At 71.7% G+C, this 15,031-nt stretch carries 12 protein-coding genes; 3 read left to right on the top strand and 9 right to left on the bottom strand.

Annotated features, from left to right (window positions below):
- Positions 1-10 precede the first annotated feature (10 nt).
- Positions 11-766: an SDR family NAD(P)-dependent oxidoreductase gene (locus Raf01_RS41840; protein ID WP_239134381.1), complete on the top strand. Its 756-nt coding sequence runs from the start codon at positions 11-13 to the stop codon at positions 764-766.
- Here the strand turns inward: Raf01_RS41840 and Raf01_RS41835 are convergent.
- The 3 genes from Raf01_RS41835 to Raf01_RS41825 form a co-directional block, all read right to left on the bottom strand.
- Entirely contained in the window at positions 735-4,109 is a 3,375-nt protein-coding gene (locus Raf01_RS41835; protein WP_203923687.1) for a patatin-like protein, read from the bottom strand. The genes Raf01_RS41840 and Raf01_RS41835 overlap by 32 nt on opposite strands.
- Before the next feature lie 169 nt (positions 4,110-4,278).
- Positions 4,279-4,704 (bottom strand): PaaI family thioesterase, encoded by a 426-nt coding sequence (locus Raf01_RS41830; RefSeq protein WP_239134380.1) that lies wholly within the window; start codon positions 4,702-4,704, stop codon positions 4,279-4,281.
- 80 nt (positions 4,705-4,784) lie between these two features.
- On the bottom strand, positions 4,785-4,949 hold the full coding sequence (locus tag Raf01_RS41825; RefSeq protein ID WP_203923686.1) for a hypothetical protein: 165 nt from the start codon (positions 4,947-4,949) through the stop codon (positions 4,785-4,787).
- 107 nt (positions 4,950-5,056) lie between these two features.
- On the opposite strand from Raf01_RS41825, the gene Raf01_RS41820 reads away from it, so the two are divergent.
- Positions 5,057-7,744, top strand: a complete 2,688-nt coding sequence (locus Raf01_RS41820; RefSeq protein ID WP_203923685.1) for an RICIN domain-containing protein — start codon at positions 5,057-5,059, stop codon at positions 7,742-7,744.
- Positions 7,745-7,763: 19 nt separating this feature from the next.
- On the opposite strand, the gene Raf01_RS41815 is transcribed toward Raf01_RS41820, so the two are convergent.
- Complete coding sequence (locus Raf01_RS41815) at positions 7,764-8,492, bottom strand: NAD-dependent epimerase/dehydratase family protein (RefSeq protein WP_203923684.1); 729 nt, start codon at positions 8,490-8,492, stop codon at positions 7,764-7,766.
- Positions 8,493-8,682: 190 nt separating this feature from the next.
- Here Raf01_RS41815 and Raf01_RS41810 point away from each other — a divergent pair, with 190 nt between their 5' ends.
- The gene (locus Raf01_RS41810; RefSeq protein WP_203923683.1) at positions 8,683-9,450 is read left to right on the top strand and encodes a CPBP family intramembrane glutamic endopeptidase; all 768 of its coding nucleotides are present in this window, start codon (positions 8,683-8,685) and stop codon (positions 9,448-9,450) included.
- On the opposite strand, the gene Raf01_RS41805 is transcribed toward Raf01_RS41810, so the two are convergent.
- Genes Raf01_RS41805 through Raf01_RS41785 form a run of 5 tightly spaced genes read right to left on the bottom strand, consistent with a single transcriptional unit; the run spans position 9,443 to position 14,860 of the window.
- A complete protein-coding gene (locus Raf01_RS41805) occupies positions 9,443-10,048 on the bottom strand; it encodes a hypothetical protein (protein WP_203923682.1) in 606 nt (201 codons plus the stop codon). The genes Raf01_RS41810 and Raf01_RS41805 overlap by 8 nt on opposite strands.
- Entirely contained in the window at positions 10,045-11,055 is a 1,011-nt protein-coding gene (locus Raf01_RS41800; protein WP_203923681.1) for a TIGR03842 family LLM class F420-dependent oxidoreductase, read from the bottom strand. The genes Raf01_RS41805 and Raf01_RS41800 overlap by 4 nt, the downstream gene beginning before the upstream one ends.
- Before the next feature lie 4 nt (positions 11,056-11,059).
- Positions 11,060-12,541, bottom strand: a complete 1,482-nt coding sequence (locus tag Raf01_RS41795; RefSeq protein ID WP_203923680.1) for a CoA-acylating methylmalonate-semialdehyde dehydrogenase — start codon at positions 12,539-12,541, stop codon at positions 11,060-11,062.
- A 10-nt stretch (positions 12,542-12,551) separates the two neighbouring features.
- Positions 12,552-14,021 (bottom strand): dihydropyrimidinase, encoded by a 1,470-nt coding sequence (gene hydA / locus Raf01_RS41790; protein WP_239134379.1) that lies wholly within the window; start codon positions 14,019-14,021, stop codon positions 12,552-12,554.
- Complete coding sequence (locus tag Raf01_RS41785; RefSeq protein ID WP_203923679.1) at positions 14,018-14,860, bottom strand: nitrilase-related carbon-nitrogen hydrolase; 843 nt, start codon at positions 14,858-14,860, stop codon at positions 14,018-14,020. The genes hydA and Raf01_RS41785 overlap by 4 nt, the downstream gene beginning before the upstream one ends.
- Between the last annotated feature and the right edge of the window lie 171 nt (positions 14,861-15,031).

The raw sequence follows: 15,031 nt of genomic DNA, 5'->3' as shown, positions 1-15,031 counted from the left end.
GGAGGGGACGATGAGCCAGCCGGAGCAGGGACCGATGAGTGGGCGCATCGCGCTCGTGACCGGCGCGTCGGGCGGCATCGGCGGGGCACTCGCGCTCCGGCTCGCCGCGGCCGGCGCCGATCTCGCACTGACCTACAGCGGGCACCGGCAGGCGGCCGAGGGCGTCGCCGAGCAGGCCCGCGCGCTGGGACGGCGTGCCGCCGTGCTGGCCGCCGACCTCACCGACCCACGGATCGCGACGGACCTGGTGGACCAGGTCGGTACGCGGCTCGGCCCGCTCGACATCCTGATCGCCAATGCCGGTACGGGCCGGCAGCTGTCCTGGGACGACGACGCTCTGGACGTGGCCACCTGGGACAGCACGATGGCGGTGAACCTGCGGGCCCCGTGGCTGCTGACCCGGGCGGCGCTGCCCGGCATGGTGAGCCGGGGCTTCGGCCGGGTGCTGTACGTCTCGTCGATCGCCGCGCTCAACGGCGGCATCGTCGGGCCGCACTACGCGGCGAGCAAAGCCGGACTGCACGGACTCATGCACCACCTGGCCGGCCGGGTCGCCGGCCACGGCGTCACCGTCAACACCATCGCCCCGGCGCTGATCACCGGTACCGGGTTCTTCCCGGCCGCCCCGGGCGAGATGCCGATGCCGGTGCCCGTGGGCCGGCTGGGGCGCACCGAGGACGTGGCGGACCTGGCGATGGCGATGCTCACCAACGGGTACCTGACGAACAAGGTGGTCACTGTGGACGGTGGCCTGTACCCGACGTGACCGAACCGGCCGCGTCCTGCTGGCGGGGTACGGCCGGGGCGGGTACCGGGGCCGCGGGTACCGGCGCGCCGGAGTCCAGCCTCGCGGCCCGCAGCAGCGCCCGGATCAGGCGCAGCTCACGGACCCGGTCGACGGCCCTCCCGAACAGCCGGACCAGCGCCTCCAGCGGCGGCAGGAGCACGAGGAGGAACAACACGCTCCACGCCCACCGTTGCTCCCGCATCCAGGGCACGGCGGACCTCTGCAGCCACCCGAACAGCCGCTCGTCGGCCCAGGGCAGCCAGGGTGCCGCGGCGATGAGGACCAGGGCGACGGCGACCAGAGAAGCCAGGATCGTCGGGGTGGCCCGCCACAGCGCGACCGCGAGCATCACCGCTCCGGCGCCGACCAGCCCCAGACCCGACAGGCCGAGCACGACGTTGTGGGTGAGCATGGCCAGGACACCGAACGCCATCATCCCGAGCGCCGCCGTGAGGACCCCGGATCGGGAGCCGTGCATGCGGTCGGTGGCGACGTACGCGGTACGGGTGATCGAGCGCGCGGTCGCGAACGTCGGGCGCAGGAACGCCGGTGGGCTGGTCAGCGCCGTGGCGGCCGCGGTGGTGACCGCCACCGCCTGGGTGAGCGTGCGGATGAACAGCGGCGACTCGGTCTGATCCCGGTCGGTCAGGCGCTGCGCTGGCACCGGGCACGTGCTCAGCAGCGCTGCCATCGCGGCGGGATCGCCGGGTGGGGCGGCGTCGTAGCTGGCGAGCCACTCCTGTTCGAGCCGGCTCGGCGCGCCGTCGGTTCCGGCGCGTACCTGCCGCGCCACCGTACCCAGTTCCTCGGCGGCGATGGCTTGCTGGGCGGATCGTGCCACCCACAGCGACAACCTGGGGAGGCTGGCCGGCAGGGGTACCGCGTCGGAGCTGAGGAACGCCAGCTCGGCGAGCAGTTCGCCGCGCGTCGGCAAGGACCCGTCCGGGCACGTCTCGGGCGCCGGCCCGGCGATCTCCTCGATGCGTCCCAGGAACCAGCCGGCCCGGTCCGTCCCGTCGATGCCGGCGGTCTCCAGGACGGACAGGATGCGCCGCGGGTCGAGCAGGAGGTGCACCAGCCAGCCGGCGCCGTCGAGCCGGCCCCACATCCAGTCGTTGGCCCGCCAGGAACCCTTGTAGAACGCGCCGAAGTGGTGCAGCTGCATGCCGGTGAGCTTGTCCTCGGCGGTCGAGCGCCCCGGGTCGAGCAGGGTGCGCGTGTCGGCGCTGACCTGGACCAGTTCCACCCGCTGCTGCACGTCGACGCCGACCGGCAGTACCGACCGCTCGGCGATGTGCAGGTCGAGCAGGCGGGCCACGGTCCGCGGCACGTCGCGGGCGAGCAGGAAATCGAGGTACGTGTTCACCCGGTACGCGGCCTCGGACCGGCGCTGGAGCAGCGACAGCCGTACCGGGGCGTCGGCCAGTTCCTCGTCGCCGGTCGGCCGCCCGGTCGGCACGTCGCCGGCGAGCCGGCGCAACAGGTCGCGGACGTCGATCAGGGCGTCGGCGAGGGTGCGCCACGCGGTCAGGTACGACTCGATGGTCGCGCCGACGTCCCCGTCGACGGCGGGGTCGGCGGCCGCACCGGCTGTTGGCCCGGCCTGCCCGACGAACTCGCCGGCCAGCCGCACGACAGCCTGGTCCAGCGTCTCCCCCGCCGGTGCCGCACCGAGCCGCTTCGCGACGAAGGTCTGCAGGTCCTCGTCGTGCCAGGCGGTGGAGGCGCCGTGGATCCGCGCGCCACACGCGGCGAGCTTCGCCCGGGCGTCGGGGTCGTCGGTCAGCACGTACCCGGACACCAGGATGTCCAGGATCGTGGCCTTGGCCGCGTCCAGGGCCGGGCGCCCGAGGGACGCCGCGACGCCGACCACCGCGCGCACCGAGGTCGGCGGCTGCGCCGGCCAGTTGCGTACCACCGAGGCCCCGGCGGCGGTCCGCAGCCGGTGCTCGCCGTCCGAGCCGGGGCCCAGGCTGTCCAGCCAGCGATCGCGCAGCGCCGGGTCCGCCGAGACCTGGCGCATCACCGCGGCGGTGAGCGGGCGGACGAGCCACTCCGCCTGGCGCTGCCGGTAGTCGCGCCAGGCGGGCGCGTCGATGAGCACGGTCAGGCCGACCGACCCGGAGTCCCGTTCCGCACGGTCGAGCCGCACGCCCAACGCGGCCAGCCGCAGCCGGGTCTCGGCGACCGCGGTGACCCGGTCGTTGTGGTCGCGGATCGCGGCGAGGTCCGCGGCGATCGACTGGTTGAGGGTCGCGCTCAGATCCCGCATCAGCGCCTCGCCGAGACTCGGCGGCTTGTCGAACCGGTCGGGCTCGGGGGCCTGCACCGGTCGGGAGGACGGCACGATGTAGAGCAGGACACGCCGTACCTGGCCGCTGGCCGCACGCTCGAAGATCTCCTGGAGGAGGGGTGCGATCGGCCGGTTCACCAGCAGGCCGCCGTCCGAGGCCCAGTGCGGCGCGCTGGCGTTCAGGTACGCGGACATGTCCGGGTGCGCGGTGTCCGTCTCGGACTTGTACGGCAGGAAAGCCGGCTCGAAGGCGCCGGGGAACGACGCGCTGCTGCGGGCGGCCAGCGCGAGCCGGGACGCCAGGAAGTCGGGCGCCGCGCCGGCCAGAAGCTCCTCGGTGAAGTGGAACAGCCCGTGGTGATCGGCATCGACGATGAGCGTCCCGTAGTTGTCGGTGAACCGGCTCATCTCGGCCGACAGCAGCGTGGTCGTGATGAACACGTGGGTGGGCCGGGGATCCGGCGGCGGGGTGCCGGCGGCGATCGTCCCGATCGCGTCGCGCAGCTTGGCGAGCAGGAAGTCGTCGCCGCGCAGCAGCGACGGCGGGTCCGGTCGGCGCGGGTCGCGCAGCAGCTGATCGAACGCCCCGGCGTCCATCCACAGGTCCCGCACGGCACCGGTGTCCCGGCGCCGGGCGTTCGCCATCCCCAGCAGTGCCGCGTTGATGCCACCGGCACTGGTACCGGACAGCACGTCGAGGCTGACCCGCACGTCGAGCAGGTCCAACAGGCGCCGGTACAGCTGGCAGACCCGGCGGTCGCTCCCGGTCCGACCGTCCGTGGCCCGGGCGTCCGGGTCACTCGCCTGGTTCAGCAGGTCGATCTCGCGGCAGACGCCGCCCATCCAGATCGCCAGGCTCACCCCGCCGGTCAGGACGACGGCCAGGCGCAGTTCCTGAGTGGTCGGCGACGCCGGACCGGGCTCGGCAGCCGGCACGGGGTCGGCAGCCGGGCCGACCGGCGTGGTCGGCTCCGGCTGTGCCGCAGTCGTTTCGGATGGCGGGGGTGTCGGCTGCGCAAGAGGGTCCATCATGGCCTCCGCCGCTGATCGCGGGCCGGATCGGGTCGATGGGAGAACCCTGCGCGGCCTGCCGCGAACTGTCAGTACGATCACGGACAGCTACGGCCGAAACCCTCCGCGGAGCCTGGTCTGGTCGTCGCGTGGCTGGACGCGCCGAGCCGAACCGGCCGGCACCGGCTCAGGCCGGCGGCGGCTTCGGCGCGATGACGGCCTGGGTCTGCGTCGTCTGGCCGACCGGCCGGCCCTGATCGTCGGCCAGGTCTGTCTGGATGACGACGAAGGAGCGGCCGACGTGCAGCGGCCGTGCGGTGGCGTGCAGCCTGCCTTCCCGCAATGCCCGGAAGAAGTTGGTCTTGGACTCGACCGTGGAGGTGCCCGCACCGACCGGCACGTTGAGGTAGGCGCACACCGCCCCGATCGAATCCGCCAGCGACATCAGCACTCCGCCGTGCATCGCAGAGTCGACGGTGCACCGGTTGGGCGCCCAGTCGACGCTGCCACGGGTGAGCGTCGGGCTCGCGTCTTCCAGGACGATGCCAAGTGCGGTCGCGTACGGCATGAGAGAAAGCAGCTCACGCCGACTCATCGGGAGGGGTGCCGCCATTGCTGTGACCTCCAAGGGGGGCGAGACGTCAGGTCGGGGGCGTGCGCCGGCCCTGGCAATCATGCCCCCTGAGCACCGTGCTATCTCGCCCGGCGCACCGCCGAATATTGAGCGGGACTCACGGGAAGCCGGCCGGGGCCGGTCATCCGGGCCCGAGCGGGGCTTTCCACCCGTACCGGGCGGCCGGCCAGGAGCGCGATCACCAGGGCTACAACCAGGGCGGTGGGCTGGCGATCGGGGCTCATACCAGCGTCGTAATCCGGCCGTCATCGGGCCTGCGCGGCCGGTAACCTGTTCGCCGCTGCGATCCGGCCAAGCCGAGGGGGACGGGCTCGAGATGCGAATCAGCAGGGTGTCGATCAGGTTTGCGGTCGCGGCTTCCGCCGCCGGATTGCTCGCCGCCTCCGGTGTCGCGGTGGCCGCCGCCCAGGACTCCGGGCCGTCGACCCGGGCCGCCGCGGCGCCGTCCGCCCCGGGACCGGGCCAGCGGATGGGTACCGGCCTCGGGATGTACCCGAGGGTGATCCGGCTGGCCTACTCCGGCTCGGCCGACGGCCGGCTCATCGCCAGCGTCTCGACCAACGACGCGCCGGGCCAGCCGGTGGACTCGGCCCAGTTCTTCGAGAGCACCGATGACGGCGTGAGCTTCCATCCGCTCAGCGCGATCAGTGACCCGCGCGCGGCCGGCGGGCGCGGATCCTGCTGCGCCACGCTGTTCGAGCTGCCCCAGCAGGTGGGCGCGCAGCCGGCCGGTACCCTGCTGTTCGCGACCACGGCCGACACGGCCGCCACGCCGGGCCGTTCACCGGAGATCCGGGTGTGGGCGAGCCACGACCAGGCGCACACCTGGGCGTACCTGTCGAGTTGCGCCAGCGCACCGGGTGCCCCGACCGGTCGCGGCCTGTGGGAGCCGGAGTTCTCGGTGGACTCCCGCGGGTACCTCAACTGCTACTTCTCCGACGACGCCCGGTTCGTGCCCGGCTCGCACAGCGGGTACGACCAGGCCATCGCGGCCGCGACCTCCACGGACGGCGGGCTCACCTGGGGCCCCGAGCACAACGTCGTGGCCATCCCGGCCACCGCCACGGCCAGCTACCGCCCGGGCATGCCCAACGTGCGCCGGCTGCCGAACGGCACCTATTTCATGTCCTACGAACTGTGCGGCAGCGGCATCCCCGACTCGTGCGAGGTGCGCTACCGCACCTCGCCGGACGGCTGGAACTGGGGCACGGCTGCGACCCCCGGTACCGTCGTGGAGAGCGCCGACGGCGAGCACCTGTTCCACGCGCCCACCGTCGCCTGGACTCCGCAGGGCGGTCCCAACGGCCGGATCCTGATGATCGGCGGCCTGGTCAAGGACGCCCAGGGGCACATCGACTATTCGGCCAGCGGTACGACCATCTTCGCCAACACCGAGAACGGTGGCGGCGGCTGGTACCGGATCCCGGCACCGGTCACCGTCTCGTTCCCGAACGACCCGACGCCGGACGACATCGTCTGCGACAACTACAGCTCCAGCCTGCTCCCGTCCACCGACGGCAGCACGGTTCTGGAGGTGGCGACCAAGCGGCAGGCCGACGGCACGTGTGCGCCGTACTTCGGCAGTGCGCCGACGCTCGGTACCAGCGACGCGGCCGGGGTGGTGTCCGGCGAGACCTACCGGCTGCGCAGCGTCCACAGTGGCCTGTGCTTCGACGTGAGCGGTGGTTCGGGCCAGGCAGGGGTGACGCTGGAGCAGTGGACCTGCAACGGCCTGGATCCGCAGAACTGGAAGCTGGTCGACCAGGGCAACGGCTACTTCACGCTCCGCAGCGAACAGAGCAACCTGTGCGCGGACGTGCCCGGCGACTCCACCAGTCCGGGCGTCGCCGTGCGGCAGAACGGCTGCGATGACACGGCTGGGCAGCAGTGGCGGCTGGTGAACGTCGGCGGCACGTCGTACAACTTGGTGTCCAGGGCCAGCGGCCTGTGCCTGGACGTGGCCGGGGGCTCGTTGACCCCCGGCGGAACCGTGCAGCAGTGGACGTGCAACGGGCTCGGCCCGCAGCTCTGGGACTTCCAGCACGCCCTGACCGTGATGCCGCTCGGCGACTCCATCACCGACGGCCTGAACAACACCGGCGGGTACCGATCGGACCTGTTCCAGCTGTTCACAGTGGACGGACGGTACGTGGACTTCGTCGGCTCGCAGGTGGGCGGGCCGGCCCAACTGCACGACCAGAACCACGAGGGGCATCCCGGCTGGCGGATCGACCAGATCGACGAGCAGGTCGCCGGCTGGCTGGCCACGTACCGGCCGGACGTGGTGCTGCTGCACATCGGCACCAACGACGTCATCCAGAACTGGGCGCTGAGCCAGGCGCCGGCACGGCTGGCCACCCTCCTCGACCACATCACCGCGGCCGATCCGCGGGCCGAAGTGGACGTCGCGACGATCGTGCCGTTCGCCGACGCGACCCAGGAGGCGGTGGTGCGCACCTACAACGCGGCGATCCCCGGGATCGTCTCGGCGCGGGCCAGCGCCGGCGAGGACGTCAAGCTGGTCGACATGCACGCGGCGATCGGCACGGCCGACCTGTCGCCGGACGGGGTCCACCCGTCCAATGGCGGGTACTCGAAGATGGCCGCCCGCTGGTACGCGCAGTTCACCGGCGAGCCGATGACCCGCGTGGAGGCCGAGGCCGGCTCGAACAAGCGGCACGACTCGTCGGTCGTCAGCACCGCCAACGCCTCGGGCAACAAGAAGGTCGGCAAGCTGGACTACTCCGACAGCTACGTCGACGTCGTGGTGAACGCGCCGAGCGCCGGGGCGTACCGGCTGTACGTGCGGGCCGCCTCCGGCGCCTCGACGCAGTGCGGCCATACGGTGACGGTCAACGGCCAGGGCAGCCGGGTGCTCATGTACGGCAACTTCGGCTGGGACCAGTGGGTCGTCGTGGGTACCGACGTCACGTTGAACGCGGGGGCCAACACGGTCCGGTTCGCGCACGACGTGTGCTACGCCGAGCTGGACTCGGTCGACCTGGCCGGCCCGAACTGAGCCGCCGGGACGCGGCCGGTCAGCCGCGCGGGAAGGTCGGCTCCCAGCCCAGCCGCTCCCGGGCCTTGGCGGTGCTCCACAGCCGGGCCGTCCGGTCTCCGGAGATGGTGAACACGTCCAGCCCGTCGCGGTGCTCCAGCGCCGCGAGCATCGCCCGGCCCAGGTCGCTCGCCGCGGTCGCGTCGATCCGCGTGCCGTCCGTGGCGTAGCGGGTCTCGACGCCGCCGAACGCTCCCCAGTCCGGCCACAGGTCGTCCGGCGTGGGCCAGGTCAACCGGAGCACGGTGACCGACAGGCCCCACTCGTGTACGGCGGCCCGGCAGACCTCCTCGCCCAGCCGCTTGCTCAGCCCGTACGGGTCGGTGGCGTCCGGCGGGTCCGACTCGTCGAGCCGCCGGCTCTCCAGGTCGCGGTAGACCGACATGCTGCTGATGTGCACCGCGTGCGGCACCCCGGCGTCGTGCGCCGCCATCAGCGTCAGATGCACCGACTTGACGTTCACGTCCAGCGTGTCGGCGGCACCGCTCGGGGTGTGCCAGTCGTGGTTGCCCATCGCGCAGTGGATGACGGCGTCCATCCCCTCGACGCCGGCCCGCACCACGTCGTAGTCCGTGGCGCTGCCGGGCAGGTGCTCGACCGCCGCGGTCGGCGGGCGCGGATCGAGGACGCGGACCAGATGGTGCTCGGCCAGCAGCGGTACGACCAGATTGCCGACGTAGCCCGCGCCGCCCACGACGAGTACCCGCATCGACGCATCCTCGCATCCAGTGAGCCCCAGCGCGACCATGATGAGCAGCGACCGTGAGACGCGACGCTTCTCCAGCCCGCGGCACCAGTGACGGTCCACAGGGGACGGTCGTGACCTCCGGCTAGCCCTACCAGGGAGACTCGGGCGTCCGGGATTTCTGACCGCCTCGCCTTCGAGCACCCTGAACCGCATGACTGTGGCACTCGAACCCAGATCCCCACAGACCGTCGAGGGATACCAGCGGTTCGGATGGTTCGGCTCGCTCGTCCGCCACGTGACGCCGTCGGCGGTCACCTTCGCCGCCGCTCTCGCGCTGAAGCCGCTGATCGTCCGGCTGGGACTGCCCGCCAACTTCTCGCTCAGCGTCGCGTTCGCCTTGCTGCTCACGCCGACCGAGCTGACCATCCTGCTCATCGCTGCCCGCCGGGCGACCGGCCGCTGGTCGCCGCGCGCACTGCCCGCCGTACTCGCCTTCCGCCGGCCGCTGCGCCGGTGGGCACTGCTGGTACCGCCGTTGTTCGGCGTGGCGCTGCTCGCCGCCGTCGCGTCCGGGCCGGTGTCCGACGCGCTGGCCGCCCACCTCGGGAGCGTGTACCCGCACTGGTTGCTGCCCGACTACGACGCGACCGCCGGGTTCTCCCGGCCGGTACTGGTCGTGACCATGCTGGTGACGCTCGCCGTGGACGGCATCACGAACCCGATCGTGGAGGAGCTGTATTTCCGCGCGTACCTGCTGCCGCGCCTGCCGCTGTCCGGCTGGGCGGCGGTACCGGTGTCGGCGGCCCTGTTCACCGTCCAGCACTACTGGCAGCCCTGGAACTGGCCGCTCATCTTCGTCCTGGAGCTGATCCTGACCACCCTGGTGGTGCGCCTGCGCAGCTACCGCATCGGAATCGTCATGCACTGCCTGGCCAACTCGTTCGGCATCCTCGTGGCGCTGCTGGGCGTGCTCACCTGATCGGATCGGCGCACGAACCCGGCCGGGGACCCAGAGCCCTGGACCCCCGGCCGGCTCCTCCCAGAAGCGTCGGAGCGTCGGGCTGCCCGGTCGGCGCCGTCTCGCCGTCCTGTTCGGGAGCGGCGCTGGTGTGGGCGGCGAACCCGAGCACCAGCACACCGACCGCGAACAGGCAGGCATGCGCCACGACCAGCCAGATCAGCGTCTCGCCGACGCTCTCCGGTCGGCCGAACCGGTGCAGTACGGACCACAGGTGCGGCATCGCGTCGTCGTCCGCGCGCGGCAGGATCCGGACCCCGCCGACGCCCGCACCGGCCGCGGCGAGGATCGCCGGGTACCCGACCCACACGCCGACGGCCGCGAGCATCCCGGCCAACGCTCCGCCGGCCGCGGCGTACCAGCCGCCCGCCCGCCGGGCCCGGCCCGGGCCGCCCGGGGTCTCCGCCCGCGAAGGGTCGCCCACGTTCTCGACCCGGCCCGTGCCGCCCGAGCCGGCCGTGCCGCCCGAGCCGGCCACGCTGCCGGAGCCGGCCGAGCCGGCCACGGTCGGCGACTCGGACGGGTCGCTCACGAGGCCGCGACGCGGGGCCCGCCTCATGCCGCGACCTTCGGCGCCAACTCCGGCACGATGTGCTCGCCGTACTCGTTCAGCGTGTGCTCCTTGTCGTCGTGCTGGAGGTAGATCGCGAACTGGTCGACGCCCAACTCCTGTAGCGTCCGCAGCCGGGCCAGGTGGGCCGGCACCGGTCCGAGGACACAGAACCGGTCCACGATATCGTCGGGCACAAAATCGGTGTGCGTGTTGCCGGCACGCCCGTGCTCCGCGTAGTCGTACCCCTGCCGGTCCCGGATGTAGTCGGTCAACGCGGACGGAACCGCACCAGTCGCACCGTACCGGGTCACGATGTCCGCGACGTGGTTGCCCACCATGCCGCCGAACCAGCGGGTCTGCTCCCGCTGGTGGGCGATGTCGTCGCCGACGTACGCGGGTGCCGCGACACAGAACTTCACCGCCCGTGGGTCTCGGCCGGCCCGCTCGGCCGCCGAACGCACCGAATCGATCATCCATGCCGCGATGTCCGGATCGGCCAGCTGCAGGATGTACCCGTCGCCCACCTCCCCGGCCAGCGTGAGCGCCTTCGGCCCGTACGCGGCCACCCAGACCTCCAGGCGGCTGTCGCGTACCCACGGGAAGTGCAGCTCACGGCCCCGGTACGTGACCGGGCGACCGTTGGCCAACTCGCGGATCACCCGTACGCTCTCCCGCAGGTCGGTCAGGTTGCCCGGCGGCAGCCCGAGCGTACGCAGGGCCGAGTCGCCCCGGCCGATGCCGCAGATCGTCCGGTTGCCGAACATGTCGTTGAGCGTGGCGAACAGCGACGCCGTCACGGTCGCGTCCCGGGTGCCCGGGTTGGTGACCATCGGCCCGACCGTCACCCTCGACGTGCCCGCCAGGATCTGGCTGTAGATGACGAACGGCTCCTGCCACAGCAGGTGCGAGTCGAACGTCCAGACGTGGCTGAACCCGTACCCCTCGGCCATCCGGGCGAGCCGGATCACGTCGCCGGCCGGCGGGTCGAGCTGGAACACGACACCGAGGTCCATGCGCTCACCTCACTTCGGGGAACCCGAGGTCGACTCGTGACGTCGAAGGATCCGGCCATCGGGAGGTCACTACCTTGGTGCGGGTGTAGAACTCCAGCCCCTCCGGCCCGTACATGTGCAGGTCGCCGAAGAGCGAGGACTTCCAGCCGCCGAAGCTGTAATACGCCACCGGTACCGGGATCGGCACGTTGATGCCGACCATCCCGCACACCGCGTCGTACTGGAACCGGCGTGCCGCTCCCCCGTCCCGGGTGAAGATGGCCGTGCCGTTGCCGTACGGGTTCGCGTTGACCAGCCTCACCGCCTCGTCGTACGTGTCGACCCGCACGACCGACAGCACCGGCCCGAAGATCTCGTCGGTGTAGTACCCGGAGTCGGTGGCCACGTTGTCCACCAGCGACGGGCCGAGGAAGAACCCGGGGCCCTGCGCCACCGGCGCGGTACGGCCGTCCACCACCACGTCGCCGCCCCCGCCGGCCAGGTATCCGGCCACCCGGTCCCGGTGCTCCCGGCTGATCAGCGGCCCCATCTCCGCGTCCGGGTCGCTGGCCGGCCCGACCCGGATGCCGGCGATCCGCGCCGCGATCGCGTCGACCAGCGGATCGGCGACCGAGCCGACCGCGACCACCACGGACACCGCCATGCACCGCTCGCCCGCCGACCCGTACCCGGCCGAGATCGCCGCGTCCGCCGCCGCCCCCACGTCCGCGTCCGGCAGCACGACCATGTGGTTCTTCGCGCCACCCAGCGCCTGCACCCGCTTGCCCGCCTTCGTGGCGGTCTCGTAGATGTGCCGGGCCACCGGTGTGGACCCGACGAAGCTGACCGCGGCGACGTCCGGGTCGGCCAGCAGCGCTTCGACTGCCACCCGGTCTCCCTGCACGACGTTGAACGCGCCGGCCGGCACGCCGGCCTGGTGCAGCAGGTCGGCGAGCAGCAGCGACACCGAGGGGTCCTTCTCGCTCGGCTTGAGGACGAACGTGTTGCCCGCCACCAGCGCGGTACACAGCATCCACAGCGGCACCATGGCCGGGAAGTTGAACGGCGTGATCCCGGCGACCACGCCCAGCGGCTGGCGGATCGAGTACACGTCGACCCCGGTGGACGCCTGCTCGGTGAAGCCGCCCTTGAGCAGGGCCGGCGCGCCGGCCGCGAACTCGATGTTCTCGATGCCCCGGGCCAGCTCGCCGAGCGCGTCGGCGACCGTCTTGCCGTGCTCGGCGCTGATCAGGCCGGCGATCTCCTTGCGGTTCGCGTCGACCAGCTCGCGGAACCGGAACATGACCTCGGCCCGGCGGGACAGTCCGGTGCCCCGCCAGCCGGGGAACGCGGCCGCGGCCGCCCGCACCGCGGCGCGTACGTCGGCCTCGGTGGCCGCGGCTACTGCCGCCTGCTGCTGGCCGGTCGCCGGGTCGTACACCGGCAGCGATCGGCCGTCGGTGGTGGACACGGCGGATCCGTCGATCCAGTGCGGAATCAGTTTCATGCGAACACCATCACAACAGGTAGGAGGACAGGCCACGGCGCAGGTACCGGCCGCGTCCCTTGGTCGCGTGCAGCCCGGTACCGTCGACGATCACCTCACCGCGGGACACCACGGTGTCCACCCGGCCGGCGATCTCGTACCCCTCCCACGCCGAGTGGTCCAGGTTCATGTGGTGGCTCGCGACGCCGATCGTGGTGCGCCCGTTCGGGTCGTAGAGCACGATGTCGGCGTCCGAGCCGGGTGCGATGACGCCCTTGCGCGGGTACAGGCCGAACATCCGGGCCGGCGTGGTGGCGATGGTCTCCACCCACCGCTGCACCGACAGCTTGCCGTCCACCACGCCCTGGTACACCAGGTCCACCCGGTGCTCGACGGTGCCGATCCCGTTGGGGATCTTCGAGAAGTCGCCCAGCCCGAGTTCCTTCTGCTCCTTCATGCAGAACGGGCAGTGGTCGGTGGAGACCACGGCCAGGTCGTTGCTGCGCAGCCCCTTCCACAGGTCGGCCCGGTGCGACTCGTGCCCGCTGCGCAGCGGCGGCGAGGCCACCCACTTCGCGCCTTCGAAGCCGGGTGCGCCGAGCTGATCCTCCAGCGTCAGGTACAGGTACTGCGGACAGGTCTCGGCGAACACGTTGCGCCCGGCGTCCCGGGCGGCGGCCACCTGCTCCAGCGCACCGCTGGCGGACAGGTGCACGAAGTACAGCGGGCAGTCCCTGGCGACGCCGGCCAGCACGATCGCCCGGTGGGTGGCCTCGGCCTCCAGCTCGGGCGGACGGGTGATGCCGTGGTACACCGGGTCGGTCTCGCCCCGGGCCAACGCCTGCTGGACCAGCACGTCGATGGCGATGCCGTTCTCCGCGTGCATCATGATGACCGCGCCGTTGTCCCGCGCCCGCTGCATGGCCCGCAGGATCTGCCCGTCGTCGCTGTAGAACACGCCCGGGTACGCCATGAACAGCTTGAAGCTCGTGACGCCCTCGTCGGCGACCAGCTGGTCCATCGCCTTGAGCGCGTCCTCGTCGACGCCACCGAGGATCATGTGGAATCCGTAGTCCACGAAGCACTCGCCGGCGGCCTTGGCGTGCCAGGCGGCCAGCCCGTCCTGGACCACCTCGCCGGTGCGCTGCACGGCGAAGTCGATGATCGTGGTGGTGCCGCCGAACGCCGCGGCCCGGGTGCCGGTGGAGAAGGTGTCGCTCGCGAACGTTCCGCCGAACGGCAACTGCATGTGGGTGTGTACGTCGATGCCGCCCGGGATCACGTACTTCCCGGTCGCGTCGAGCACCCGGTCGGCCACCGGGATGCGGCCGGGCTGGACGATCTCCGCGATGGTCTCGCCGTCGACGAGCACGTCGGCCTCGACGGCACCGGTCACCCCGACGACCGTTCCGCCGGTGATCAGGAGTGTCCGGCCGCCAGCGGCGTTGAGGGACGAGACGCCGCGGTCAAGCGGCCGGTCGCCGGAATCAACAGTGCTCACGGCTTCACCAGCCCCTCGTACGCGTCGGGCCGGCGGTCCCGGTAGAACGCCCACCGGTCGCGTACCTCGGCCAGCAGGTCCATCGACAGGTCTCGGACCACCAGCTCGGGCTCGTGCGCGCTGGCCACGTCGCCGACGAACTTGCCCTCCGGATCGACGAAGTAGGACGTGCCGTAGAAGTCGTCGTCGCCGAGGTCGGCCTCGATGCCGATCCGGTTGATCGCGCCGATGAAGTACTCGTTGGCCACCGCGGAGGCCGGTTGCTCCAGCTTCCACAGGTAGGCCGACAGGCCCCGGCTGGTCGCCGACGGGTTGAACACGATCTTCGCCCCGGCCAGGCCCAGCGCCCGCCAGCCCTCGGGAAAGTGCCGGTCATAGCAGATGTAGACGCCGATCCTGCCGACCGCGGTGTCGAACACCGGGTACCCGAGGTTGCCGGGACGGAAGTAGAACTTCTCCCAGAATCCTTTGACCTGCGGAATGTGCGTCTTGCGGTACTTGCCGAGGTACCGCCCGTCGGCGTCGATCACCGCGGCCGTGTTGTACAGGATGCCGGGCTGCTCCTGCTCGTACACCGGCACGATCAGTACCATGCCCAGCTCGGCGGCGAGCGCCGCGAACCGCTCGACGGTCGGCCCCGGTACCGACTCGGCGTACGCGTAATACTTCGGGTCCTGTACCTGGCAGAAGTACGGCCCGTAGAACAGCTCCTGGAAACACATCACCTTCGCGCCCTGCGCGGCGGCCTGCCGGGCGTACTCCTCGTGGGCTTTGATCATGGATTCCTTGTCGCCGGTCCAACTGGCCTGGACCAGAGCGGCTCGAATGACATCGGCCACGGCCGTCCTCCCATCGCCTACCCGAGTGTCCGGCGACGTCGGCCCGGCGGTCGACCTCCTTCATCCCGGCGCGGCCGCGCCCCCAGCCAGATTCGGATAGCGTAAGTCGCCTGCCAGACAAGTCCAGACGTCGATCATGTATTTATCGTGTCCGTCACGCTACCTACCGTG

Source organism: Rugosimonospora africana (assembly GCF_016862975.1).
GTDB lineage: Bacteria > Actinomycetota > Actinomycetes > Mycobacteriales > Micromonosporaceae > Rugosimonospora > Rugosimonospora africana.
The sequence above is the reverse complement of the archived record's forward strand: the minus strand, read 5'-3'. Positions and strand labels throughout refer to the sequence as shown.

What these genes read in the sequence shown, in the direction of transcription:
- Raf01_RS41805 (WP_203923682.1), bottom strand. Translation starts at nt 10,048, where the DNA reads ATGAGGCGGGCCCCGCGTCGCGGCCTCGTGAGCGACCCGTCCGAGTCG.
- Raf01_RS41800 (WP_203923681.1), bottom strand. Translation starts at nt 11,055, where the DNA reads ATGGACCTCGGTGTCGTGTTCCAGCTCGACCCGCCGGCCGGCGACGTG.
- Raf01_RS41810 (WP_203923683.1), top strand. Translation starts at nt 8,683, where the DNA reads ATGACTGTGGCACTCGAACCCAGATCCCCACAGACCGTCGAGGGATAC.
- Raf01_RS41795 (WP_203923680.1), bottom strand. Translation starts at nt 12,541, where the DNA reads ATGAAACTGATTCCGCACTGGATCGACGGATCCGCCGTGTCCACCACC.
- Raf01_RS41840 (WP_239134381.1), top strand. Translation starts at nt 11, where the DNA reads ATGAGCCAGCCGGAGCAGGGACCGATGAGTGGGCGCATCGCGCTCGTG.
- Raf01_RS41825 (WP_203923686.1), bottom strand. Translation starts at nt 4,949, where the DNA reads ATGAGCCCCGATCGCCAGCCCACCGCCCTGGTTGTAGCCCTGGTGATC.
- Raf01_RS41830 (WP_239134380.1), bottom strand. Translation starts at nt 4,704, where the DNA reads ATGGCGGCACCCCTCCCGATGAGTCGGCGTGAGCTGCTTTCTCTCATG.
- Raf01_RS41835 (WP_203923687.1), bottom strand. Translation starts at nt 4,109, where the DNA reads ATGGACCCTCTTGCGCAGCCGACACCCCCGCCATCCGAAACGACTGCG.
- Raf01_RS41815 (WP_203923684.1), bottom strand. Translation starts at nt 8,492, where the DNA reads ATGCGGGTACTCGTCGTGGGCGGCGCGGGCTACGTCGGCAATCTGGTC.